Source organism: Streptomyces sp. NBC_01276 (assembly GCF_041435355.1).
Classification (GTDB): domain Bacteria; phylum Actinomycetota; class Actinomycetes; order Streptomycetales; family Streptomycetaceae; genus Streptomyces.
The window spans coordinates 194,305-221,139 of the sequence record NZ_CP108444.1; the positions used below are offsets into that span (position 1 = coordinate 194,305).

Genomic DNA, 26,835 nt, shown 5'->3' on the forward strand with positions numbered 1-26,835 from the left:
GGTCAGGACGACGGGTCGGGGATCAGCTGAGACCGAGTTCCTTCTCGATGAGGGCGAACATCTCGTCGTCGCTCGCCGAGGTGATCTCCGCGGTCCCGTCGGAGGTCTGTGCTTCGTCGTCGGTGTCGTGCGCGGTGCCGGACTGTTCGAGCTTCCAGAGGATCGAGCGGAGCCGGTTGACGGCCCGTTCCCTGCCGTCGCTGCCCTCCGGCAGCGCGGCGACGGCCGCCTCCCAGCCGGCCATGGCGTCGAGCACCGCGGCCTCCCGGTGGCCGTCGGCGCCGTCGCCCGGATCCAGTTCCGTGTGGAGGAAACCGGCGAGGGCGGCGGGCGACGGGTAGTCGAAGATCAGCGTGGTGGGGAGCCGGAGACCGGTGGCCGCACCGAGTCCGTTGCGCAGTTCCACGGCCGTCAGCGAGTCGAAGCCGAGGTCGAGGAAGCCTCGTTCGGTGTCGATGGCCGCCGGGTCGGGGTGGGCGAGGACGGTGGCCACCTGGGTGCGGACCAGGTCCAGGAGGGCTTCGGCGCGTTCGGCGCCGGTGAGCCGGGACAGCCGCTCCGTGAGGGCCTGGGCCCCGGAGGCGGCTGCCGCCTGGCCCGCGGCCCGGCGTACGGAGGCCCGGACGAGCCCCTTGAGGACTCCGGGCAGCGTGCCGGCGTCGGCCTGGCCGCGCAGCGCGGTGGTGTCCAGGCGTACGGCCGCCAGCAGGGCCTCGTCGTGCCGTGCCGCCTCGTCGAACAGGGCCAGGCCCTGTTCGGTGTCCAGCGGCAGGACTCCGCTGCGGCTCATCCGGGCGAGGTCGGCGGTGTCGAGTCCGGCGGTCATGCCGCTGGACTCGGCCCACTGGCCCCAGGCGAGGGAGACGCCCGGCAGGCCGTGGGCCCGCCGGTGCCGGGCGAGGGCGTCGAGGAAGACGTTGGCGGCGGCGTAGTTGCCCTGGCCGGGGCCGCCCATGACGCCGGCCACGGAGGAGTAGAGGACGAAGGCGGTCAGGTCCAGGTCGCGGGTGAGTTCGTGCAGGTTGACGGCGGCGTCGACCTTGGGCCGCAGGACGCGGGCCAGCCGGTCGGCGTCGAGCGAGCCGAGGACACCGTCGTCGACGACCCCGGCGGTGTGGACGACCGCGCGGAGCGGCCGGTCGGCGGGGATGGCGGCGAGGAGTGCGGTGAGCGCGTCGCGGTCGGCGGCGTCACACGCCACGACCTCGGCCGAACCGCCCAGCTCCGCTATCTCCGCCACCAGTTCGGCGGCGCCGGGGGCCTGCGGACCGCGCCGTCCCGTCAGCAGCAGGTGGCGTACGCCGTGCTCGGTGACCAGGTGCTTGGCGACGAGGGCGCCCAGGGTGCCCGTACCGCCCGTGATCAGGACCGTCCCGGCCGGGTCCCAGGCCTGCGGGACCGTCAGGACGATCTTGCCCGTGTGCTTGGCCTGGCTCATGAACCGGAACGCCTCCGAGGCCTTCCGGATGTCCCAGGCGCGGACCGGCAGCGGCCGCAGCACGTCCGCCTCGAAGAGCCTGCCCAGCTCGGCGAGCATCTCGCCGATGCGCTCGGGCCCGGCGCCCTCGACCATGTCGAAGGCCTGGTACGTCACCCCGGGGTGGAGCCGGGCGACCTCCGCGGGGTCGCGGACGTCGGTCTTGCCCATCTCCAGGAACCGGCCGCCGCGCGGCAGCAGCCGCAGCGACGCGTCGACCAGTTCCCCGGCCAGGCAGTCCAGGACCACGTCGACGCCCTCGCCGCCGGTGGCGGAGCGGAACCGCTCCTCGAAGGAGGCGTCGCGCGAGGAGGCGATGTGCGCCTCGTCCAGGCCCAGTTCGCGGAGCACGTCCCACTTGCCCTCGCTGGCCGTGCCGAACACCTCGCCGCCCAGGTGGCGGATCAGCTGGACGGCGGCCATGCCGACGCCGCCGGCGGTGGCGTGGACGAGGACCCGCTCGCCGGCCTTCAGGCCGGCCAGGTCGACGAGCCCGTAGTAGGCGGTCAGGAAGACGGTCGGGATCGCGGCGGCCTGCTCGAAGGTCCAGCCGTCGGGAACGCGGACCACCAGGCGGTGGTCGACGACCGCGACCGGGCCGAACGCGCCCCGGATGAGACCGGTGACCTTGTCGCCGACCTCGATGCCGGTGACCCCGGGGCCGACCTCGGTGACGACGCCGGCGCCCTCGTTGCCCATGCGGGCGAGGCCCGGGTACATGCCGAGGGCGATCATCACGTCGCGGAAGTTCAGGCCGGCGGCCCGGACGGCGACGCGGATCTCGCCCTCGGCGAGCTCCATCCCGGCGGCCGGCGACGGGACGAAGCCCAGGCTGTCGAGGGTTCCGGCCTTGGTGCTGTTGAGGATCCAGGAGGAACCGGCGGGCAGGACCGGGGTACCGCCCCCGGCGGAGGCGGCGGCCCGCACCAGGCGCGGGACGAGGAGCGCGCCGTCGCGGAGGGCGGCCTGCGGCTCGTCCCCGGCGAACACCGCCTCGGGGAGTACGGGTCCACCCGTACGCGCGTCGGTGTCCGCGCCGGGGTCGGTGTCGAGGAGGACGAAGCGGCCGGGGTTCTCGGCCTGCGCGGCCCGTACGAGGCCCCACAGGGGGGCCTGCGCCAGGTCGGTGACGTCCTCGCCGGGCAGGACCGCCACCGCGCCGCGCGTGACGACGACCAGCCGGGTCGCTCCGAGGCGCTCGTCGGCCAGCCAGGTCTGCAGGGTGCCGAGCAGTCCGGCGGTGGCCGCGCGCGCGGCGGTGGCGAGTCCCGTTCCGGGGGCGTCGGCCGGGGCTCCGGTGTGCAGCAGCACCGCCGCGGGGACCGGGGCGCCCTCGTCGAGGGCGGCCCGCAGGGACGCGAGGTCCGCGTGGTCCGCGCCCGCTCCGCCGACCGCCACCCGCGGCCCGTCGGCGGTGCCGGCGACCGGCGGAGCGGCGGTCCAGTCGAGCCGGTAGAGGGCGTCGGAGTGACCGGCGCCCGCCACGGCGGCGGTGAGCTGCTCGGCGGCGACCGTACGGGTCGCCAGCGAGGCGACGGAGACGACCGGGTGACCGGTCGGGTCCGCGATGTCGAGCGAGAGGGAATCCGGGCCGGCCGGCATCAGCCGCACCCTCAGCCTGGACGCTCCCACGGCGTGCAGACGCACACCGCTCCAGGAGAAGGGCAGGCGGACCTGCCCCGCGTCCGTGGCCGGCCCGGCGACAGCGAGCCCGTGCAGCGCAGCGTCGAGCAGGGCCGGATGCAGTGCAAACCAGCCCGCCTCATCCTGCTGCGCATCGGGCAGCCCCACCTCGGCGAACACCACGTCACCGTCGCTCCGACGCCATGCCCGGGCCAACCCCTGGAAGGCCGGACCGTACCCGTAACCGGCTGCCGCGAGCCCCTCATAGAACCCGTCGAGGTCGACTGGTTCGGCGTCCGCCGGAGGCCATACGGCCAGGTCGGAGAGGGGCTCGGGGGCGGTTTCGGGGGCAGGGGCGAGCCGTCCGGCAGCGTGCCGGGTCCAGAGCGCGTCGGCGCCCTCGGTGCGCGAGTGGACGCTCACCGGCCGCCCGCCGTCCTCGTCGGCGGTGCCCACGAGCACCTGGAGCAGGACGGCGCCCCGGTCGGGGATGACGAGGGGGGTCTCGATGGCCAGCTCGTCCAGCTCGCCGCATCCCACCTCGTCGCCCGCGCGCAGGGCGAGTTCGACGAAGGCGGTGCCGGGGAGCAGGACCGTGCCGGCCACGGCGTGGTCGGCGAGCCAGGGGTGGCTGTGCAGGGAGATCCGCCCGGTGAGCAGCAGCTGCCCCCCGTCGGCGGGCGTCACGGTGGCGCCGAGCAGCGGGTGCCCGGCGGCGCCGAGCCCGGCCGCGACCACGTCCGCCGAGGTGGCGGCGGGGCGCGGCCAGTAGCGGCTGCGCTGGAAGGCGTACGTGGGAAGGTCCACGGGGGCGCTGGCCGCCGCCGGACCGCCGGCCACGGCGGCCCGGTCGACGGGAAGGCCGCGGGTCCAGGCCTCCGCGAGGGCGCCGAGGAAGGCCTCCGGCTCGGGACGGTCCTTGCGCAGCACCGGGGTCAGCAGCCCGGAGAAGGCCTCCGGCAGCGACTCCCCCGCCATGGCGGCGAGAACGCCCTGCGGACCCAGCTCCAGGAAGTGACCGACACCCTGTTCCTCGGCGAGGTGGCGCACCCCGTCGGCGAACCGGACCGCACCACGGACGTGCTCGACCCAATAGGCGGCCGAGAACTCGGTGATCTGCCCGCCGGTGACGTTCGAGACGACCGGGATGGCGGGGGCCGAGTGGGTGAGGGTCTCCGCGACCTCGCGGAAGGCCTCCAGCATCGGCTCCATCAACGGCGAGTGGAAGGCGTGCGAAACGGTCAGCCGCCTGGTCTTGCGACCCCGATCGGCCAGCGTGGCGGCCACCGCGAGAACCGCGTCCTCGACGCCCGAAATCACCACCGACTCCGGCCCGTTGACCGCAGCGATGTCCACACCGGCGGTCAACAGCTCCCGGACCTCGTCCTCCGTCGCCCGGACGGACACCATCGCCCCGCCCTCCGGCAGCGCACCCATCAGCGCACCACGGGCCGCCACCAGACGGGCCGCGTCCGCCAGCGACAACACCCCGGCGACATGCGCCGCCGCGATCTCACCGATGGAGTGACCCGCGACGAAGTCCGGACGCAGACCGAACGACTCCGCCAGCCGGTACAGCGCCACCTCGACCGCGAACAGCGCCGGCTGCGTGAACTCCGTCCGGTGGACCTCCTCCCCGCCCCCGAACACGAGCTCCTTCAGCGGGAAGTCGAAGTGCGCGCACACCTCGTCGAACGCGGCCGCGAACACCGGCTGCGCCCCGTACAGCTCACGCCCCATCCCCGGACGCTGCGCACCCTGACCCGAGAACAGGAGGGCCAGCTTTCCGGGCTGGACGGGAGCCTTGGCGGCCCCGGCCAGGGCGTCGAGTCCGGCCAGCAGTCCGTCCAGGCCGGTGGCGGTGACCGCGCCCCGGTGTTCGAGCGCGGAGCGGGTGGTGGCGAGGGCCCGCGCGACGGCGCGTGGGTCCAGGCCGGTGTGCGTACGGGCGTACGCGGCGAGCCGTGCGGCCTGGGCGCGCAGCGCTTCGGGGCCGCGGCCGGAGACGGTCCAGGTGACCGGGCCGCCGTCCGTGTCGGGGGTGGCGGCGGGGGCGGGTGCCGGTTCGGGCGCCTGTTCCAGGACGACGTGGGCGTTGGTGCCGCTGGCGCCGAAGGAGGAGACGCCCGCGCGGCGCGGCCGGCCGGTCTGCGGCCAGTCCACGGACTCCGTCAGGAGTTCCACGGCGCCCGCCGACCAGTCCACGTGGGCCGACGGCTCGTCGACGTGCAGGGTTTTGGGCAGGACGCCCTCGCGCATGGCCATGACCATCTTGATGACGCCGGCGACTCCGGCGGCGGCCTGCGCGTGCCCGATGTTGGACTTGACGGAGCCGAGCAGCAGCGGCCGGTCCTCGGGCCGGTCCTGGCCGTAGGTGGCCAGCAGGGCCTGGGCCTCGATGGGGTCACCGAGGGTGGTGCCGGTGCCGTGGGCCTCGACCGCGTCGACGTCGTGGGTGGTCAGCCGGGCGTTGGCGAGGGCCTGTTCGATGACGCGCTGCTGCGAGGGGCCGTTGGGGGCGGTCAGGCCGTTGCTGGCGCCGTCCTGGTTGACGGCGGAGCCGCGCAGGACGGCGAGGACCCGGTGGCCGTTGGCGCGGGCGTCGGAGAGCTTCTCCAGGAGGAGCACACCGGCGCCTTCGGACCAGCCGGCGCCGTCGGCGGCGGCGGAGAAGGACTTGCAGCGGCCGTCGGCCGACAGTCCGCGCTGCTTGCTGAACTCGACGAAGACGCTGGGGGTGGCCATGACGGTGACACCGCCGGCCAGGGCCATCGTGCACTCGCCGGCCCGCAGCGCCTGGGCGGCGAGGTGCAGGGCGACGAGGGAGGAGGAGCAGGCGGTGTCGACGGTGACGGCCGGGCCCTCCAGCCCGAAGGCGTAGGAGAGGCGGCCGGAGACGACGCTGCCGGAGGTGCCGGTGAGCAGGTAGCCCTCGGCGCTGTCGGCGGCCCGCTCCACGTGGTCGGCGTAGTCGTGGTACATGACTCCGGCGAAGACGCCGGTCCGCGTGCCCTTGCGGTCCGCGGGGTCGAGGCCGGCGCGTTCGAAGGCCTCCCAGGAGGCTTCGAGGAGGAGCCGCTGCTGCGGGTCCATGGTGACGGCCTCGCGCGGGGAGATCCCGAAGAGTTCGGGGTCGAAGTCGGCGGCGTCGTAGAGGAATCCGCCGTTGCGGGTGTACGAGGTGCCGGGTCGGCGCCCCTCGGGGTCGTAGAGGGCGTCCAGGTCCCAGCCGCGGTCGGTGGGGAACCCGGCGACGGCGTCGCGGCCCTCGGCGACGAGCCGCCACAGGTCCTCGGGCGAGCCGACCCCGCCGGGGTAGCGGCAGGCCATCCCGACGATCGCGATCGGCTCGTCGGGGGCGCGGGCGGGCGCCGGGGCGGGGGTGGCGGTGTCGGCGGCGGGCGGGGTGAGGAACCCGGAGAGCACGTGGCGGGCCAGGGCGGCCGGGGTGGGGTGGTCGAAGATGAGCGTGGCGGGCAGCTTCAGGCCGGTGGCGGCGTTCAGCCGGTTGCGCAGTTCGACGGCGGTCAGGGAGTCGAAGCCGAGCTCCTTGAACGCCATGTCGGGGCGGATCGCCGACGGGTCGGCGTGGCCGAGCACGGCCGCCACCTGCCCGCTGACGAGGCCGAGGAGTTCGCGTTCGCGTTCGCCCTCGCCGAGGACGGCGAGGCGGCGGGCGAGGGTGGAGGCCTCGGCCTCGGTGCCCGCTTCGACGGTGCGCCGGGCGGGGGTGCGGACCAGGGAGCGCAGCAGCGGGGGCAGCAGCCCGGCGGCGGCGCGGGTGCGCAGGGTCGCCGCGTCCAGGCGTACGGGGACCAGGACGGGTTCGGTGTCGGCGGCGTCCGCACCGGTGGCCGCGTCGAGGGCGGCGAGGCCCTGGGCGGCGGTGAGGGGGAGGATGCCGGCGCGGGCGGCCCAGCCGAGGTCCCCGGCGGTGAGGTGGCCGGTGAGGCCGCTGGTCTCCCACAGGCCCCAGGCGAGGGAGCTGGCCGGCAGGTCCTGGTCCCGGCGGTGGGCGGCGAGGGCGTCCATGAAGGCGTTGGCGGCGGCGTAGTTGGCCTGGCCGGGGTTGCCGAGGACGCCGGCGGCGGAGGAGAAGAGGACGAAGGCGGTGAGGTCGAGGTCGCGGGTCAGCTCGTGGAGGTTCCACGCCGCGTCCACCTTGGGGCGCATCACCGCGTCGAGGCGCTCGTCGGTCAGCGAGGCGACCAGACCGTCGTCCAGGACACCGGCCGCGTGCACCACACCGGTCAGCGGACGGTCGGCCGGAACGGCCGACAGCACCGAAGCCAGCGCCTCCCGGTCCGCCGCGTCACACGCCACGACCTCCGCCCTGGCCCCCAACCCGCTGATCTCCGCCACCAGTTCCGCGGCACCCGGGGCGTCCGGACCACGACGGCCCGTCAGCAGCAGGTGCCGCACCCCGTGCTCGGTGACCAGGTGCCGGGCCACCAGCGCACCCAGCGCCCCCGTACCCCCGGTGACCAGCACCGTCCCCTCCGGGCTCCAGGGGGTGTCCCCGGCGGGTGCGGCGGGGTCGGCGCGGACCAGGCGGGGGGCGCGGGCGGTGCCCGTACGCAGGGCGAGCTGGGGTTCGCCGGTGGCGACGGCGCGCTCCAGTGCGGCCCGGGAGGCGTCGGTGCCGTCGAGGTCGACGAGCTGTACGCGGTCGGGGTGTTCGGACTGCGCCGAGCGGACGAGGCCCCACAGCGGGGCGAGGACCAGGTCGGGCGCGGGGTCGCCGGAGCCGGTGCGGACCGCGCCGGTGGTGGTGACGACCAGGCGCAGGGCGGCCAGGCGTTCGTCGGCGAGCCAGTCGCGGAGCGTGCCGAGGAGCGCGGCGGTGGCGGCGCGGGCGGCGCGGGCCGGGTCCTGACCGGAGCCCGTGGCGTCGGTCGCCGGGTGGGTGAGGAGGACGTGGGTGGGGGCGGCGGTCCCGGCGTCGAGGGCGGCGGTCAGCGCGGCGAGGTCGGGGAAGTCGGCGCCGCCGAGTTCGGTCCAGGTCCCGGCGGGCGCGTCGGCGGGCGTCGGGACCTCGTTCCACGCGACGCGGTGCAGGGTGTCCGCGCGGGTGCCACGGAGCCGGTCGGGGGTGACGGACAGCAGGCCGAGGGCGTCCACGGTGGCGACGGGCCGGCCTTCGGGGTCGGCGAGGTCCACGGCGAGTTCGCCGTCGGCGGCCGGGGTGATGCGGACGCGCAGGGCGGCGGCGCCGGTGGCGTGCAGGCTCACTCCGCTCCAGGCGAAGGGCAGCCGGACGCCGTCGAAGGCGGTGTCGGTGCCGAGCAGCGTGGCGTGGAGGGCGGCGTCGAGGAGGGCGGGGTGCAGGCCGAAACCGGCCGCCTCCTCGCGCTGCGCGGAATCCAACGCCACCTCCGCATACACGGTCCCGCCCGCGTTCCAGGCGGCCTTCAGGCCCTGGAACGCGGGCCCGTACGCGTAACCGGCCTCGGCCGTCCGCTCGTAGAAGCCCTCGATGTCCACGGGCTCCGCGCCCACGGGCGGCCACTCGGCCAGGTCTACGGGCGCGGTGGCGGTGGCGGTGGCGGTGGCGGGGCCGACGACGCCGGTGGCGTGCCGGGTCCAGGGCGCGTCCGCGGCGGAGTCCTCGGGCCGCGCGTGGACGGTCACCGGGCGGCTGCCGTCGGCGGCGGGTTCGCCGACGACGAGCTGGAGCTGGACGGCCCCGGTCGCGGGCAGCGTCAGCGGGGTCTCCAGGGTCAGCTCGCGCAGCCGGCCACAGCCGGCCTCGTCGCCCGCGCGGACGGCCAGTTCGACGAAGGCGGTGCCCGGGAGGAGGACGGTGTCGCCGACGGCGTGGTCGGCGAGCCAGGGGTGGCTCTGGAGGGAGATACGGCCGGTCAGCAGGAACCGGTCGCCGTCGGCGGCGGGCACGCAGGCGCCCAGCAGCGGGTGTCCGGCCTCGGCCAGGCCCGCGGCGGACACGTCGGCGGCGCCGGCGGCCGCACCGGCCCAGTAGCGGCTGCGCTGGAAGGCGTAGGTGGGCAGGTCGGCCGTGCGGGGGGCGTGTCCGGCGAGCACGGCGTGCCAGTCCGGGGAGGCGCCGCGGGTCCAGGCCTCGGCGAGGGAGGTGAGGAAGCGCTGCGGGCCGCCCTCGTCGCGGCGCAGCGAGCCGAGGGCGACGGCCGGCAGGCCGGCGGCGTCGATGGTCTCCTGGACGCCGACGGTGAGCACCGGGTGGGCGCTGGCCTCGATGAAGAAGCCGTGGCCGCGTTCGAGGAGGGCGCGGACGCCGTCCTCGAAGCGAACGGTCCGGCGGAGGTTGGTGTACCAGTACTCGGCGTCGAGTTCGGTGCCGTCGACGGGCCGTCCGGTGACCGTGGACAGGAAGGGCACGCGGGCCTTGCGCGGGGTGATGCCGGCGAGGGCGCCGATGACGGCGTCGCGGATCTCCTCGACCTGCGGGCCGTGGGAGGCGTAGTCGACGTTGACGCGGCGGGCGCGGACCCCGTCGGCCTCGCAGGCGGCGAGGAGTTCGTCGAGGGCCTGCGGGGTGCCGGAGACGACGGTGGAGCGGGGGCCGTTGACGGCGGCGACGGCCAGCCGGTCGCCCCAGGGCGCGATGCGGGTGCGGACGGCTTCGGCGGTGTCGGCGACGGACATCATGCCGCCCTTGCCGGCCAGGGCGAGGAGGGCCTTGGCGCGCAGCGCGGAGACCTTCGCGGCGTCCTGGAGCGACAGGGCTCCGCAGACGGCGGCGGCGGCGATCTCGCCCTGGGAGTGGCCGACGACGGCGGCGGGCTCGATGCCGCAGGCGCGCCACAGTTCGGCGAGGGAGACCATGACGGCCCACAGGACCGGCTGGACGACGTCGACGCGGTCGAAGCCGGGGGCGCCGTCCTGCTGCCGCAGGACGTCGAGGAGCGACCAGTCGGTGTACGGGGCGAGGGCTTCGGCGCAGGCGTCGAGGCGGGCGGCGAACGCCGGGGAGGAGGCGTACAGTTCGACGGCCATGCCGGCCCACTGGGAGCCCTGGCCGGGGAAGACGAAGGCGGTCTTGCCCTCGATGTCGGCGGTGCCCTCGACGAGCCGGGCGGCGCTCTCGCCGGCGGCGAGCCGGGCGAGGGCTTCGGCACGGGCGTCGGTACGGGCGTCGGTACGGGCATCCGTACCGGCGTCGGAAGCGGTGTCCGGGCCGCCGGTGTCCGCGCCCGCGTCCGGGCCCGCGTCCGGGCCGGTGACGACGACCGCGCGGTGGGCCAGCGCGGAGCGAGTGACGGCGAGCGAGAGGGCGGTGTCGGCGGGGCGCGGGGCGTCCGGGCCGGCGGCGAAGGCGTGCAGCCGGGCCGCCTGGCCGCGCAGGGCGGCCGCGCTGTGGCCGGAGAGCGGCCAGGGCGTGGGGGCCGTGGCCGTGAAGGGGGCGGGGCCGGCCGCCGGGGCGGGGGCCGCCTCCTGCGCGGGGGCGGCCTGTTCCAGGATCAGGTGGGCGTTGGTGCCGCTGATGCCGAAGGCGGAGACGGCGGCCCGGCGGGGCCGCTCGTGGTCGGGCCACTCCCGGGCGTCGGTCAACAGTTCGACGGCGCCGGCCGACCAGTCGACGTGCGGGGTGGGCTCGTCGACGTGGAGGGTCTTGGGGAGCACGCCGTTGCGGATCGCCATCGTCATCTTGATGACGCCGGCGATGCCGGCGGCCGCGGCGGTGTGCCCGATGTTGGTCTTCAGCGAGCCCAGCCAGAGCGGGGCGTCCTGCGGCCGGTCCTGGCCGTAGGTGGCGATGACCGCCTGCGCCTCGATCGGGTCGCCGAGGGTGGTGCCGGTGCCGTGCGCCTCCACGACGTCGACGTCCCGCCCGCGCAGCCGGGCGTTGGCCAGGGCCTGGCGGATGACGCGCTGCTGGGAGGGGCCGTTGGGGGCGGCGAGGCCGTTGGAGGCGCCGTCCTGGTTGGTGGCGGAGCCGCGGATGACGGCGAGGACCTGGTGGCCGTTGCGCCGGGCGTCGGAGAGCCGTTCGAGGACGATCACGCCGACGCCCTCGCCCCAGCCGGTGCCGTCGGCGGCGGCGGCGAACGCCTTGCAGCGGCCGTCCTCGGACAGTCCGCGCTGGCGGCTGAACTCGACGAACAGACCGGGGACGGACATGACGCTGACGCCGCCGGCGAGCGCCATCGAGCACTCCCCGCCCCGCAGCGCCTGGGCGGCCAGGTGCAGGGCGACCAGGGAGGAGGAGCAGGCCGTGTCGACGGTGACGGCCGGGCCCTCGAAGCCGTAGTGGTAGGCGAGGCGCCCGGAGACGACGCTGCCGGAGGTGCCGGTGAGGGTGTAGCCCTCGGCGCCGCCCTGGGTGTTGTGTCCGCCGACGATGTAGGCGGGGGTCGCGGCGCCGACGTAGACGCCGGTCTGGGTGCCCTTCAGCGTGCCGGGGTCGAGCCCGGCCCGTTCGAGGGCCTCCCAGGAGGTCTCCAGCAGGACCCGCTGCTGCGGGTCCATGGCCAGTGCCTCGCGCGGGGAGATCCCGAACAGGCCGGGGTCGAACTCCGGAGCGTCGTGCAGGAATCCGCCGGAGCGGGTGTACGTCGTCCCGGGGTGGTCCGGGTCCGGGTGGTAGAGGGTGTCCAGGTCCCAGCCGCGGTCGGCCGGGAAGGCGGATATCGCGTCGCGTCCCTCCGCGACCAGCCGCCACAGGTCCTCGGGGGAGCGGACCCCGCCCGGGTAGCGGCAGGCCATGCCCACGAGGGCGATGGGCTCGCTGCCCCGGCTCTCGGCATCGCTCAGCCGCTGCCGGGTCTCGTGGAGCTCGGCGGCCACTCGCTTGAGGGACTCGACCAGCTTGTCCTCGTTCGCCATCGCGGCGTGTCCTTCCCTGTTCTCGCGGTCGCCGGGGATCAGGAGACCCCGAGCTCGTTCTGGATGAAGTCGAGTACCTCGTCGGCCGAGGCCGACGAGAGCCGGTCCGCCACGTCCTCCCCGCCGGCGGGGGCCGTCGGCGCGGAGGCGGCGGTCGCCGCCTTCCAGCGCTGCAGGAGTTCCTCGATGCGGCCCGTCACCTCGTCGTGTCCGGGTGCGTCCGGGTCGGCGGCGAGCACGGCCACTTCGAAGCGGCCGAGTTCGGCGAGGAGGTCGGCGCCGGGAGCGGCGGCGGCCTCCTCGGGCACCAGCTCGTTCAGCAGGTGCTTGGCGAGCGTGCTGGCCGTCGGGTAGTCGAAGATCAGCGTGGGGGGCAGCCGCAGTCCGGTCGCCGCTCCCAGCCGGTTGCGGAACTCGACGGCGGTCAGCGAGTCGAAGCCGAGTTCCTTGAAGGTGCGGTCCGCGCCGACGGCGCCGGGCGCCCCGTGTCCGAGGACGGTGGCGACGTTGGTCCGCACCAGCTCCAGCAGGAGGTGCTCCCGCTCGGACTCCGGCTGGGCGGCGAGCCGCCGGGCCAGGGGCTCGGCCCCGTCCGCTGCGGCGGCCGGTCCCGCGACCCGGCGTGCCGGGGCCCGTACGAGGCCCTTGAGCACGTCGGGCAGGGAGCCGTCGCGGGCCTGGCCGCGCAGGCCGGCCAGGTCCAGCCGGACGGGGGCGAGGAGCGCCTCGTCCTGGACGAGGGAGTCGTCGAGGAGGGCCAGCCCCTGCTCGTTGGTCATGGGCAGGAATCCGGACCGGCCGAGGCGGGCCAGGTCGGTGGTGTCGAGTCCGGCGGTCATGCCGCTGGATTCGGCCCAGTGGCCCCAGGCGAGGGAGACGCCCGGCCGTCCGTGGGCCCGCCGGTGCTGGGCGAGGGCGTCCAGGAAGGAGTTGCCCGCCGCGTAGTTGGCCTGGCCCGCGTTCCCCAGGACACCGGCCGCCGACGAGTAGAGGACGAAGGCGGTCAGGTCCAGGTCGCGGGTGAGCTCGTGCAGGTTGACGGCGGCGTCGACCTTGGGCCGCAGGACGGCTGCCAGCCGCTGCGGGGTCAGCGCGTCCAGCACCCCGTCGTCGACGACCCCGGCGGTGTGGACGACCGCGCGCAGCGGCCGGCCGGCGGGGATGGCGGCGAGGAGTGCGGCGAGCGCGTCGCGGTCGGCGGCGTCGCACGCCACGACCTCGGCCGAACCGCCCAGCTCCGCTATCTCCGCCACCAGTTCGGCCGCCCCGGCGGCATCCGGACCGCGCCGGCCGGCCAGCAGCAGGTGCCGAACGCCGTGCTCGGTGACCAGGTGCTTGGCCACGAGGGCGCCCAGGGTGCCCGTACCGCCCGTGATCAGGACCGTCCCGGCCGGGTCCCAGCCCTGCGGGACCGTCAGGACGATCTTTCCCGTGTGCTTGGCCTGGCTCATGAACCGGAACGCCTCCGGCGACCGCCGGATGTCCCACGTGCGCACCGGCAGCGGCCGCAGCACGCCCGCCTCGAAGAGCCGGGCGAGTGCGGTGAGCATCTCGCCGATGCGCTCGGGACCGGCCTCCATCAGGTCGAAGGCCTGGTAGCGGACGCCCGGGTGGGCGCGGGCCACGTCCTGCGGATCGCGGATGTCGGTCTTGCCCATCTCGATGAACCGGCCGCCGCGCGGCAGCAGCCGCAGCGACGCGTCGACCAGTTCCCCGGCCAGGCAGTCCAGGACCACGTCCATGCCGCGGCCGCCGGTGGCGTGCGTGAACCGCTGCTCGAAGGAGGTCGAGCGGGAGGAACCGTAGTGGGCGCCCTCCAGCCTGACCTGCCGGCGCAGCACGTCCCACTTGCCCTCGCTGGCCGTGCCGAACACCTCGGCACCGAGGTGGCGGGCGAGCTGGACGGCGGCCATGCCGACGCCGCCGGCCGCCGAGTGCACGAGGATCCGTTCCCCGGCCTTCAGCCCGGCCAGGTCGACGAGCCCGTAGTAGGCGGTCAGGAACACCGCGGGCACGGAGGCGGCCTGCTCGAAGGACCAGCCCGCGGGCATCCGCGCCACGGTGCGCGCGTCGGCGACGGCGACCTCGCCGAAGGCGTGCGGGACCATGCCCATCACCCGGTCGCCGGGGGCGAGGTGGGTGACGCCGGGGCCGGTCTCGATGACGACGCCGGAGGCCTCGCTGCCCAGGACGATCTTGTCCGGGTACATGCCGAGCGCCATCAGGACGTCACGGAAGTTCAGGCCTGCGGCACGGACGGCGATCCGCACCTGCCCGGCGGCGAGCGGCTCGGCCGCCTCCGGGAACGGCACCAGGGCCAGGCTCTCCAGGGTGCCGCCGCCGGTGGTGTCGAGCCTCCAGTGCGGGACGTCGCGCGGCGGGGCGAGCAGGGCCGCCGCGTCGGCCCGGGCCAGGCGCGGGACGAGGAACTCGCCATCGCGGACGGCGATCTGGCTCTCGCCGGTGGCGACGGCCGGGATCACCGGGGCCTCCTCGACGGAGGTGTCGGTGTCGATCAGCACGAGCCGGCCGGGGTTCTCCGCCTGTGCGGAGCGCACCAGGCCCCACAGCCCGGCGTGGGTCAGGTCGGTGACGTCCTCGCCGGGGCGGGCCGCGACCGCGCCGCGCGTCGCCACCACCAGGCGGGACGCGCCGAACGCGGGCTCGGCGAACCAGTGCTGGAGCGTGCGCAGCAGGCTCGCGGTGGCCTCCCGTACCCCGTCCGCCCGTACGGCGGTACGCGTCCGGGGGACCGGCAGCAGCACCGCGTCGGGGGCGGGGGCGCCGCCCGCCACGGCGGCGGCCAGCGCGTCGAGGTCCCGGTGGGCCGGCATGCCCTCGTCGTCCGGGTCGGCGGGCGCGCCGAGCACCGCCCAGTTCAGCTGCGGCGCGTCTGCGGCGGTGGCCGTGGTCCAGTCGACCCGGTACAGGGCGTCCTGGTCGGCCGTCCGCGCCCGGTGCAGCTGGTCGTGGGAGACGGGCAGCAGGGTGAGGGAGTCGATGGTCGCGACCGGCAGTCCGGCCGGGTCCACGACGGTGACCGCCACGGCGTCGGCGCCGGCGGGCACCAGCCGGACCCGTACGGCGGAGGCGCCCTCGGCGTGCACGGTGACCCCGCTCCAGGCGAAGGGCAGCCGCAGGCCGGTGTCGGCGCCGGACGCGACGTCGAGCAGCATGCCGTGCAGGGAGGCGTCGAGCAGGGCCGGGTGCAGGCCGAAGCCGGCGGCCTCCTCCTGCCGGGCCGGGTCGAGGACGACCTCGGCGTAGACCTCCTCGCCCGTCCGCCAGGCGGCCTTCAGGCCCTGGAACGCGGGCCCGTAGGCGTATCCGGCCTCGGCGAGGCCCTCGTAGAACCCGCCCAGGTCCACCGGACGGGCCCCGGCGGGCGGCCAGACGGCGAACTCCGCACCGCTGGGCGCGGGCGCGGCGGCGGTGAGGGTGCCGGTGGCGTGCCGGGTCCACGGCAGGGCCGCCTCGGCGCCCTCGGGCCGCGAGTGGATCACGACGCTGCGGGAGCCGGACTCCTCGTCCGGGGAGCCCACGGCGACCTGGAGGCGGGCCGCGCCGCGCTCGGGGAGCGCGAGCGGGGCTTCCAGGGTCAGTTCCTCCAGGGTGCCGCATCCCACCTCGTCGCCCGCGCGCAGGGCGAGTTCGACGAAGGCGGTGCCGGGGAGCAGGACCGTGCCGGCCACGGCGTGATCGGCGGCCCAGGGCAGGGTGTCGGCGGACAGCCGGCCCGTGAGGACCAGCCCGTCCCCGTCGGCCAGCTCGACCGAGGCCCCGAGCAGCGGGTGGGCGGCGGAGGTGAGGCCGAGTCCGGCCGCCTCGCCGTTGGAGGTGTGGGAGGGGGCGAGCCAGAACCGCTGGTGTTCGAAGGCGTACGTGGGGAGGTCCACCCGGCGGGCCGGGCGGCCGGCGAGGAGGGGGCTCCAGTCGACGGGAAGGCCGCGGGTCCAGGCCTCGGCGAGGGCGCCGAGGAAGGCCTCGGGCTCGGGACGGTCCTTGCGCAGCACCGGGGTCAGCAGCCCGGAGAAGGCCTCCGGCAGCGACTCCCCCGCCATGGCGGCGAGAACGCCCTGCGGACCCAGCTCCAGGAAGTGACCGACACCCTGTTCCTCGGCGAGGTGGCGCACCCCGTCGGCGAACCGGACCGCACCACGGACGTGCTCGACCCAATAGGCGGCCGAGAACTCGGTGATCTGCCCGCCGGTGACGTTCGAGACGACCGGGATGGCGGGGGCCGAGTGGGTGAGGGTTTCCGCGACCTCGCGGAAGGCCTCCAGCATCGGCTCCATCAGCGGGGAGTGGAAGGCGTGCGAGACGGTCAGCCGCTTGGTCTTGCGACCGCGCTCCCGGAGTGTGGCGGCCACCGCGAGGACGGCCTCCTCCGCGCCTGAGATCACCACGGACTCGGGCCCGTTGACCGCCGCGATGTCCACATCGGCGGTCAGCAGTTCGCGGACCTCGTCCTCGGTGGCGCGGATCGAGACCATCGCGCCGCCTTCGGGCAGGGCGCCCATCAGCGCACCGCGCGCCGTCACCAGGCGGGCCGCGTCCGCGAGGGACAGCACCCCGGCGACATGTGCGGCGGCGATCTCACCGATCGAGTGCCCGGCGACGAAGTCCGGACGCAGACCGAACGACTCCGCCAGCCGGTAGAGGGCCACCTCGACCGCGAACAACGCCGGCTGGGTGTTCTCGGTGCGGTGGATCTCCTCACCACCGCCGAACAGCAGGTCCTTCAGCGGCAGGTCGAAGTGACCGCAGACCTCGTCGAACGCCGCCGCGAACACCGGCTGGGCCGCGTACAGCCCAGCGCCCATCCCCGGACGCTGCGCACCCTGCCCCGAGAACAGGAAGGCGAGCCGCTCGCCGGTTCCCGTGACGCCCTGCGTCAGGCCGGGCGCGCCCGCGCCCTCGGCGAGGGCGCGCAGGCCCGCCGCGTAGCCGTCCCTGTCACCGGCGAGGACGACCGCTCGGTGCTCCAGCGGCGAGCGGGTGGTCAGCAGCGCCGCCGCGACGTCCGCGGCGGGCAGGGAGGCGTCCAGGTCCAGCAGCCGTGCGGCCTGGCCGCGCAGCGCTCCGGCGCTGCGGGCCGAGACCACCCAGGGCAGCGGCCCGGCGGGCTCCTCACCGGTGGGGGGAGCGGGCGCGGGCTCCTGCGGCCCCTGCTCGATGATCACGTGGGCGTTGGTGCCGCTGATGCCGAACGAGGAGACGGCGGCCCGGCGCGGGCGGCCGGTCTCCGGCCACTCGACGGGCTCGGTGAGGAGTTCCACCGCGCCCGCGGACCACAGCACCTCGGGCGTGGGCTCGTCGACGTGGAGGGACTTCGGGAGGACGCCCTCGCGCATGGCCATGACCATCTTGATGACGCCCGCGACACCGGCGGCGGCCTGCGCGTGCCCGATGTTCGACTTCAGCGAGCCGAGCCACAGCGGCCGGTCCTCGGGCCGGTCCTGGCCGTATGCGGCGAGCAGGGCCTGGGCCTCGATCGGGTCGCCGAGGGTGGTGCCGGTGCCGTGGGCCTCGACGGCGTCCACGTCCTGCGGGGCGAGCCGGGCGTTGGCGAGGGCCTGGCGGATGACGCGCTGCTGGGCGGGGCCGTTGGGGGCGGTCAGCCCGTTGGAGGCGCCGTCCTGGTTGGTGGCCGTACCGCGGACGACGGCGAGGACCCGGTGTCCGTTGCGGCGGGCGTCGGAGAGCTTCTCCAGGAGGAGCACGCCCACGCCCTCCGCCCAGCCGGTCCCGTCGGCGTCGGCGGAGAAGGACTTGCAGCGGCCGTCGGCGGCCATGCCGCGCTGGCGGCTGAACTCGACGAACACGCTGGGGGTGGCCATGACGGCGACACCGCCGGCCAGGGCCATCGTGCACTCGCCCTGGCGCAGCGACTGCGCGGCCAGGTGCAGGGCGACCAGCGAGGAGGAGCAGGCCGTGTCGACGGTGATCGCCGGGCCCTCCAGCCCGAAGGCGTAGGCGACGCGGCCGGAGACCACGCTGCCCTGGGTGCCGGTGAGCCCGTAGCCCTCGACCTTCTGCGGGTTCTCCTCGACGCGGAAGGCGTAGTCGTGGTGCATGGATCCGGCGAAGACGCCGGTCCGGCTGCCGCGCACGCTGTCGAGGTCGAGGCCGGCCCGCTCGAAGACCTCCCAGGAGGCTTCGAGGAGGAGCCGCTGCTGCGGGTCCATGGCGAGGGCCTCGCGCGGGGAGATCCCGAAGAGGACGGGGTCGAAGTCCCCGGCCCCGTAGAGGAATCCGCCTTCGCGGGCGTAGGTGGTGCCGAGCCGTTCCGGGTCGGAGTCGAAGAGGGTGGCGAGGTCCCAGCCGCGGTCGGTGGGGAACCCGGCGACCGCGTCGCGGCCCTCGGCGACGAGCCGCCACAGGTCCTCGGGCGAGCCGACCCCGCCGGGGTAGCGGCAGGCCATGCCGACGATCGCGATCGGCTCGTCGGAAGCGGCGGCGGTGACGGCGACGGGCTCGTCGGTGCCGGCGGCCGGGGTGCCGTCCTGGGCGCCGAGGAGTTCGGCGAGGAGGAAGCGGGCGGCCGCGTTGACCGTGGGGTGGTCGAAGACGATGGTGGCCGGCAGCCGCAGGCCCGTGGCGGCGCCGAGCTGGTTGCGCAGTTCGACGGCGGTCAGGGAGTCGAAGCCGAGCTCCTTGAAGGCCTTGTCGGGGCGGATCGCCGACGGGTCGGCGTGGCCGAGCACGGCGGCGACCCGGCCGCGTACGAGGTCGAGGAGTTCGCGTTCCCGCTCGGCTCCGCCGAGGGCGGCGAGGCGGCGGACCAGCGAGGAGACCTCGGCCTCCGGGGCGGCCGCGTCGACGGCGCGCCGGGCCGGGGTGCGCACCAGGGAGCGCAGCAGCGGGGGCAGCAGCCCGGCGGCGGCGCGGGCCCGCAGGGTGGCCGCGTCCAGGCGTACGGGGACCAGCAGGGGTTCGCCGGGGGCGCGCAGCGCCGAGTCGAGCAGGGCGATGCCGTGGTCGGAGGCCAGCGGGAGGATGCCGGCGCGGGTCATCCAGCCGAGGTCGCCGTCCTTGAGGTGGGCGAGCATGCCGCTGGACTGCTCCCACAGGCCCCAGGCGAGGGAGGTGGCGGGCAGGCCCTGGACGTGCCGGCGGTGGGCGAGGGCGTCCATGAAGGCGTTGGCGGCGGCGTAGTTGGCCTGGCCGGGGTTGCCGTAGACGCCCGCGATGGAGGAGAAGAACACCAGGGCGGTGAGGTCGAGGTCGCGGGTCAGCTCGTGGAGGTTCCACGCCGCGTCCACCTTGGGGCGCATCACCGCGTCGAGGCGCTCGTCGGTCAGCGAGGCGACCAGACCGTCGTCCAGGACACCGGCCGCGTGCACCACACCGGTCAGCGGACGGTCGGCCGGAATGCCCGCCAGCACCGAAGCCAGCGCCTCCCGGTCCGCCGCGTCACACGCCACGACCTCCGCCCTGGCCCCCAACCCGCTGATTTCCGCCACCAGTTCCGCGGCACCCGGGGCGTCCGGACCACGACGGCCCGTCAGCAGCAGGTGCCGCACCCCGTGCTCGGTGACCAGGTGCCGGGCCACCAGCGCGCCCAGCGCACCCGTACCCCCGGTGACCAGCACCGTCCCCTCCGGGCTCCAGAGGGGTCGGCGGCCCGCGGGCTCGGTGGCCCGGACCAGCCGGGGCGCGAGCAGGGAGCCGTCGCGGACGGCGAGCTGGGGTTCGCCGGTGGCGAGGGCGGCGGCGAGGGCGGTGTCGGTGCCGCCGCCCTCCCACGGGTCGAGGTCGACGAGGACGAAGCGGTCCTGGTTCTCGGTCTGGGCGGAGCGCAGCAGGCCCCACAGCGGGGCGTGCGCGAGGTCGGTGACGTCCTCTCCGGCGCGTACGGGGACGGCGCCCCGGGTGACGATCACCAGGCGGGCGGCGGCCAGCCGGTCCTCGGCGAGCCAGTCCCGGACGAGGGCGAGGACCTCGGAGGTCGCCGCGCGGGCGGCTTCGGCGGTCCGGGCCCCGTCCGCGTCGGCGTCCGTGCCGGTGCCGGGTGTGCGGGAGCAGACGACCGTGGAGGGGACGGCGAGCCCCTGGTCGAGGGCGGCGGTGAGGTCGGCGAGGCGGGGGTGGGCTGCGCCGCCCAGCTCGGTCCAGTCGGGGAGCGCGGCGCCCCCGGCCGCGGGGACCGCCGACCACTCCACGCGGTGGAGTCCGTCGCGGTGTGCGCCGCGCAGGGCTCCCGCGGCGACGGGCCGCAGGACGAGGGACTCGACGGCGGCCACGGGGCGGCCCTCGGCGTCGGCCACGTCCAGCGCCACCGTGTCGGTGCCGAGGGAGGTCATGCGCAGGCGCAGTGCGGTGGCGCCGGTGGCGTGGAGGGACACGCCGCTCCACACGAAGGGCAGCCGGACGCCGGAGTCCTCGCCTCGGGCGGCGCGGACGAGCTGTTCGGCGTGGAGGGCGGCGTCGAGGAGGGCGGGGTGCAGGCCGAAACCGGCCGCCTCCTCGCGCTGGGCGGAGTCCAGGGCCACCTCCGCGTACACCGTCGCACCGACGCGCCAGGCGGCCTTGAGGCCCTGGAACGCGGGCCCGTACGCGTAACCGGCCTGCGCCGTCCGCTCGTAGAACCCCTCGATGTCGACGGGCTCGGCACCGGCCGGTGGCCAGGCGGTGAGGTCCGCGTCGGCGGCGGGGGCGGGGGCGGGGGCCAGGAAGCCGTTGGCGTGGCGGGTCCAGGCGGCGTCCGTGTCGGCATCGTCGGGCCGCGCGTAGACGGCGACGGAGCGGCGGCCGGATCCGTCGGGGGCTCCGACGACGGCCTGGAGCTGGACGGCCGCGCGCGGGGCGAGCACGAGCGGGGCTTCGAGGGTGAGCTCTTCGAGGTGGGCGCAGCCGGCCTCGTCACCGGCCCGGACGGCGAGCTCGACGAAGGCGGTGCCCGGCAGCAGGACGGTGTCCAGCGCGCCGTGGTCGGCGAGCCAGGGGTGGCCCTGGAGGGAGACCCGGCCGGTCAGCAGGAACCGGTCGCCGTCGGCGACCCGGACGCAGGCGCCCAGCAGCGGGTGCCCGGCCTCTGCCAGACCCGCGGCGGACACGTCGGCGGCGCCGGCCGCCGGGGCGTCGAGCCAGTGGCGTGCGCGCTGGAAGGGGTAGGTGGGCAGTTCGGTGGCCGCGGTGGCTCCGGAGTCGGTGAGGACGGAGTTCCAGTCGACGTCGACGCCGTGGGTCCAGGCGGTGGCGAGGGAGGTGGTGAAGCGGGCCAGGCCGCCCTCACCGCGCCGCAGCGTGCCCGTCGCCAGGATCTCCGCGCCCGCCGCCTCCGCCGTCTCCACCAGCCCGTAGGTCAGCACCGGGTGCGCACTCGACTCCACGAACGCCCGGAACCCGTCCGCCAGCAGGGAACGCACCACCGGCTCGAAGGACACCGGCCGGCGGCAGTTCTCGTACCAGTAGGCGGCGGTGAGTCCGGAGCCGTCCAGGACCTCGCCCGTGACGGTGGAGTACAGCGGGACGGATCCGGTCCGGGGCTCTACGAAGCCCAGCAGGTCCAGGATCCGGTCCTTGAGGCGGTCGACCTGGGCGCAGTGGGAGGCCACCGTGGAGGGGATGATCTTCGCCCGGACCCCTTCGGCCTCCAGGGCGGCGACGAGCTCCTCCAGCGGAGCCACCTCACCGGCCACCGTGACCGTGCCCGGACCGTTGATCCCCGCGATCGACAGCGCGTCCCCGTACGGGACGAGCCGCTCGCGGACCGCGTCCGCGCCCAGCGACACCGAGGCGACCGCGCCCCGGCCCACCAGCTCGTCCGCGAACAGCTGCGAACGCAGCACCACGACCTTCGCGCCGTCCTCCAACGACAGCGCACCCGAGACGACGGCGGCGGCGATCTCACCCTGCGAGTGACCCACCACCGCGTCGGCCCGGACTCCGGCGGCCCGCCACGACTCGGCGAGGGACACCATCACCGCGAACAGCACCGGCTGGAGCACCTCGATACGGGTCAGGTCACCCTCCCCGCGCAGCACCCCCTCCACCGACCAGTCCACATGCGCCTGGACGGCCGCCGCGACCTCGGCGAACCGGGCCGCGAACACCGGCGAGGAATCCAGGAGTTCGACACCCATACCCGCCCACTGCGACCCCTGCCCGGGGAAGACGAACACCGTCTTGCCGCCCGCGTCCGCCACACCGGACACCAGGGGGGCCTCCAGGCCCGCCAGCAGTTCCTCGCGGGAGGAGCCCAGGACGGCCGCGCGGTGGGGGAAGACGGAGCGGTGCCCGGCGAGGGCCGCCGCCAGGGCGGTGTCGGGGGTGTCGGGGTGTGCGGCGGCGTGGGCGCGCAGCCGCCGGGCCTGCTCGCGCAGGGCGTCCTCGGTCTTGGCCGACAGCAGCCACGCCACCGGTCCGGCGGCGGCGGGGGCCTCCGTGTCCGGCTCGGGCGTCGACGGGGCCTCTTCGAGGATGAGGTGGGCGTTGGTACCGCTGATGCCGAAGGAGGAGACGCCCGCGCGGCGCGGGTGGCCCGTCTCCCCGGCGTCGGGCCACGGGCGGGCGTCGGTGAGCAGTTCGACGGAGCCGGCGGACCAGTCGATGTGCGGGGACCGCTCCTCGGCGTGCAGGGTCTTGGGCAGGATGCCGTGGCGCAGGGCCAGGATCATCTTGATGACGCCCGCGACACCGGCGGCCTGCTGGGTGTGGCCGGTGTTGGACTTCAGGGAGCCGAGCCACAGCGGCCGGTCCGCGTCGCGGCCCTGGCCGTAGGTGGCGAGCAGGGCGTGCGCCTCGATGGGGTCGCCGAGCCGGGTGCCGGTGCCGTGGGCCTCGACGGCGTCGACGGTGTCGGCGGTGACGCCCGCGTTGGCGAGGGCCTGGCGGATGACGCGCTGCTGGGAGGGGCCGTTGGGGGCGGTGAGGCCGTTGCTGGCGCCGTCCTGGTTGGTGGCGGAGCCGCGGATGACGGCGAGGACCTGGTGGCCGTTGCGGCGGGCGTCGGAGAGCTTCTCCAGCAGCAGGACGCCGGCGCCCTCGGCCCAGCCGGTGCCGTCGGCGTCGGCGGAGAAGGACTTGCAGCGGCCGTCGGCGGACAGGGCGCGCTGGCGGGTGAGTTCGACGAAGAGGCCGGGGGTCGGCATGACGGTGACGCCGCCCGCGACGGCGAGGGTGCACTCGCCCTGGCGCAGGGACTGCGCGGCCAGGTGCAGGGCGACCAGCGAGGAGGAGCAGGCGGTGTCGACGGTGACGGCCGGTCCTTCGAGGCCGAGGGTGTAGGCGATGCGGCCGGAGGCGACGCTGGGCGTGCTGCCGGTCATCAGGTAGCCCTCGGTGGACTCGGTGCCCTCGTGCAGGCGCGGCCCGTAGTCCTGGAAGGTGGCGCCGATGAACACGCCGGTGTCCGTGCCCTTGAGGGCGAGGGGGTCGAGGCCGGCCCGCTCCAGGGCCTCCCAGGAGGTCTCCAGCAGCAGGCGCTGCTGCGGGTCCATGGCGGCGGCCTCGCGCGGGGAGATGCCGAAGAAGGCGGGGTCGAAGAGGGTGGCGCCGTCGAGGAAGCCGCCCGCGCGCACGTAGTGCGTGCCCGGCCGGCCTTCGGGGTCGTACAGGCCTTCCAGGTCCCAGCCGCGGTCGGTGGGGAAGGGGCCGGTGACGTCGCGGCCGTCGGCGAGGACCTCCCACAGGGCCTCGGGGGAGTCGGTGCCGCCGGGGAAGCGGCAGGCCATGGCGACGACGGCGATCGGCTCGTCGGCCGGTCCGCCGGTGTGGCGGGCGGTCGCGGCCGGGCCGGCCGGGTCGCCGAGGGCGCGGTCGGCGAGGTTGCGGGCGAGGGCGACGGGGGTGGGGTAGTCGAAGAGCAGGCTGCTGGGCAGGGCGAGGCCGGTGGTGCGGGTGAGGCCGTCGCGCAGTTCGACGGCGGTCCAGGAGTCGAAGCCGAGCTCGTGGAAGGTCTCGCGCAGGTCGATGTCGCCGGGTTCGTCGTGGCGCAGGACGGCCGCGATGTCCGCGCGGAGCAGGTCGAGCACGGCCTGCTCGCGGTCGGCGGCGGGCAGTGCGGTGAGGCGGGTGCGCAGGGCGCCGGCGCGGGAGCCGGTCTCCGCGTCCTCGTCCTCGTGGTCGGTGACGGCGCGCTCCGGGGCCGGGGCGATCGCCGGGTCGGTGGCGGGCTCCGCGGCCGGGGCCGCCTCGATCCAGTGCCGGCGGCGCTGGAAGGCGTAGGTCGGCAGGTCCAGGCGGGGCGCCGGGCCGGAGGTGCCGAGGAGCTCCTGCCAGTCGAGCCCGTCGGCGGCGCCCAGGGTGTGCAGCCGGGCGAGGGCGGCGTTGAGCGACTGCGGCTCGGGCTGCTTGCCGGTACGGGCGACGGGCACGAAGGCGGCGTCCTCGCCGGCGCAGTCGCGTCCGGCGGAGGACAGGGCGCCGTCGGGGCCGAGTTCGACGTACGTGGTGACGCCGGCGGCGTCGAGGGCGCGGATGCCGTCGGCGAAGCGGACGGCCTCGCGGACGTGGCGCACCCAGTACTCGGCGGTGCCGATCTCCCCGTCGGTGACGATCCGTCCGGTCAGGTTGGAGACGACGGGAACGCGGGCCGGGGCGTAGGTGACCGAGGCGGCGACGGCGGCGAAGGCGTCGAGCATGCCGTCCATGTGCGGGGAGTGGAAGGCGTGGCTGACCCGCAGCCGCTTGGTCTTGCGGCCCAGCGCGGCGAAGTGCGCGGCGAGGGCGTCGACGGCGTCCTCGTCCCCGGAGACCACGACGGAGCGGGGGCCGTTGACGGCCGCCACGCACACCCGGTCGGTGCGCCCGGCGAGCAGGGGCGTCACCTCGGACTCGTCGGCCTGGAGGGCGGCCATCGCGCCGTCCTCGGGGAGGGCGTCCATGAGGCGTCCGCGGGCGGCGACGAGCGCGGCCGCGTCGGGCAGCGAGAGGATCCCGGCGACGTGCGCGGCGGCGAGTTCGCCGATGGAGTGGCCGACGACGAAGTCGGGGCGGACGCCGAGGTGGCCGAGGAGCCGGTGGAGGGCGACCTCGAAGGCGAACAGGGCGGGCTGGGTCCAGGCGGTGCGGTCGAGGAGGGCGGCTCCGTCGGTGCCCGGGGCGGCGAAGGCGACCTCGCGCAGCGGGTGGGGCAGGTGGGCGTCGAGGGCGGCGCACACCTCGTCGAAGGCGGCGGCGAACACGGGGTGCGCGGCGTGCAGTTCGCGTCCCATGCCGGGGCGCTGGCTGCCCTGTCCGGAGAAGAGGAACGCGGTGCGGCCTGATGCGGCCCGGCCGCGGACCAGGTGGGCGGAGCCGGTTCCGGTGGCGAGCGCGTCGAGTCCGGCGGTGAGGCCCGCGAGGTCCTCGGCGAGGACGACGGCCCGGTCCTCGTGGGCGGTGCGGGTGGCGGCGAGGGCGTGGGCGAGGTCCGCGGCCGTGCCGGTGTGGCCGGCGGCGTACGCGCCGAGCCGGGCGGCCTGGGCGCGCAGGGCCGGCTCGCCGCGGCCGGAGAGCGGGAAGAGCAGGGTGCGGCCGGGCTCGGTGTCCGCGGCGGGCTCGGTGTCCGCGGCCGGGGCGGGGGAGGCGGCCGGGGCGGGGGAGGCGGCGGGGGAGGTCGCCGGGGCCTCGCCGAGGACGACGTGGCAGTTGGCGCCGCCGAGGCCGAAGGAGCTGACGCCCGCGACGAGGGGGCGGGTGGGGTGCGGCCAGGGTCCGGCCTCGGTCTGCACCCGCAGTCGCAGCGCGTCGAGGTCGATGGCGGGGTGGGGGGTGCGGTGGTGGAGGCTGGCGGGCAGTTCTCGGTGGCCGACGGCGAGGGCCGCCTTGATGAGGCCGGCGATGCCCGCGGCGGCTTCGAGGTGGCCGATGTTGGTCTTGGCGGAGCCGACGGGGAGCGGGTCGGCCGCGTCGCGGGCGGTGCCCAGCGCGGTGCCGAGCGCGGCGGCCTCGACCGGGTCGCCGACCGGGGTGCCGGTGCCGTGCAGTTCGACGTACTGGACCTCGGCGGGGTCGGTGCCCGCGGCCTCCAGGGCCCGGCGGATGACCTCGGCCTGGGCGGTGGGGCTGGGCACGGTGAGCCCGTCGGTGGCCCCGTCGTGGTTGACGGCGCTGCCGAGGAGCACGCAGTGGACGCGGTCGCCGTCGGCGAGGGCCCGGTCGAGGGGCTTGAGCAGGACGAGGCCGCCGCCCTCGCCGCGTACGAACCCGTTGGCACGCTCGTCGAAGGTGTGGCAGCGGCCGTCGGGCGACAGGGCCCCGAATCCGGCGGTGATCTCGGAACTCGCGGGCGTGACGCGGAGGTTGACACCGCCGGCGATGGCCAGGTCGGCCTCCCCGCTGAGCAGGGCCTGGCAGGCCAGGTGCACGGCGACGAGGGAGGATGACTGGGCGGTGTCGACGGTCAGGCTGGGCCCGTGCAGGCCGAGCGTGTACGAGACCCGGTTGGCGATCACGCCCCGGTTGAGCCCGGTGAAGGTGTGCGCTCCGGCTCCGGCGCCGCCGGAGCGGCGCACGAGATCGGCGTAGTCGTCCCAGATCGCGCCGACGAACACGCCGGTGCCGCTGTTCTTGAGGGTGCCCGGCAGGATGCCGGCGTCCTCCAGGGCCTCCCAGGCGAGTTCGAGGACGAGGCGCTGCTGCGGGTCCATGGCCGCGGCCTCGCGCGGGGAGATCCCGAAGAACCGGGCGTCGAAGGTGTCGACGCGGTCGAGGTAGCCGCCCCGGGCGGCGGCCGGACCGGCCCCTGCCGCGACGACGTCGCGGCGCGCTTCGGGCGCGTCGGTGACGGCGTCCGTGCCGCCCCGCAGCAGCCGCCAGTACGCGGCGGGTCCGTCGGCCTGCGGGAACCGGCAGGAGATGCCGATGACCGCGATCGGCCCGGTGGTACGGCCCGGTGTACCGGACTCCTCCGGAGCCGCCGTCGTCTGCCGTACCGAATTCACCGGGTCAGCCACGATCTCCCCCTTCGCCTGTTTGCCTGATGTGTCTTCAGGGCTCCGCCG

The 26,835-nt window shown here is 75.9% G+C and carries 2 protein-coding genes; both read right to left on the bottom strand.

Going from position 1 to position 26,835, the window contains the following annotated elements; genetic code table 11:
• Positions 1 to 22 precede the first annotated feature (22 nt).
• The gene (locus OG295_RS40550; RefSeq protein ID WP_371681562.1) at positions 23 to 11,947 is read right to left on the bottom strand and encodes an SDR family NAD(P)-dependent oxidoreductase; all 11,925 of its coding nucleotides are present in this window, start codon (positions 11,945 to 11,947) and stop codon (positions 23 to 25) included.
• Positions 11,944 to 26,787 (bottom strand): SDR family NAD(P)-dependent oxidoreductase, encoded by a 14,844-nt coding sequence (locus OG295_RS40555; protein ID WP_331733154.1) that lies wholly within the window; start codon positions 26,785 to 26,787, stop codon positions 11,944 to 11,946. Before OG295_RS40555 ends, OG295_RS40550 begins: the two co-directional genes overlap by 4 nt.
• Between the last annotated feature and the right edge of the window lie 48 nt (positions 26,788 to 26,835).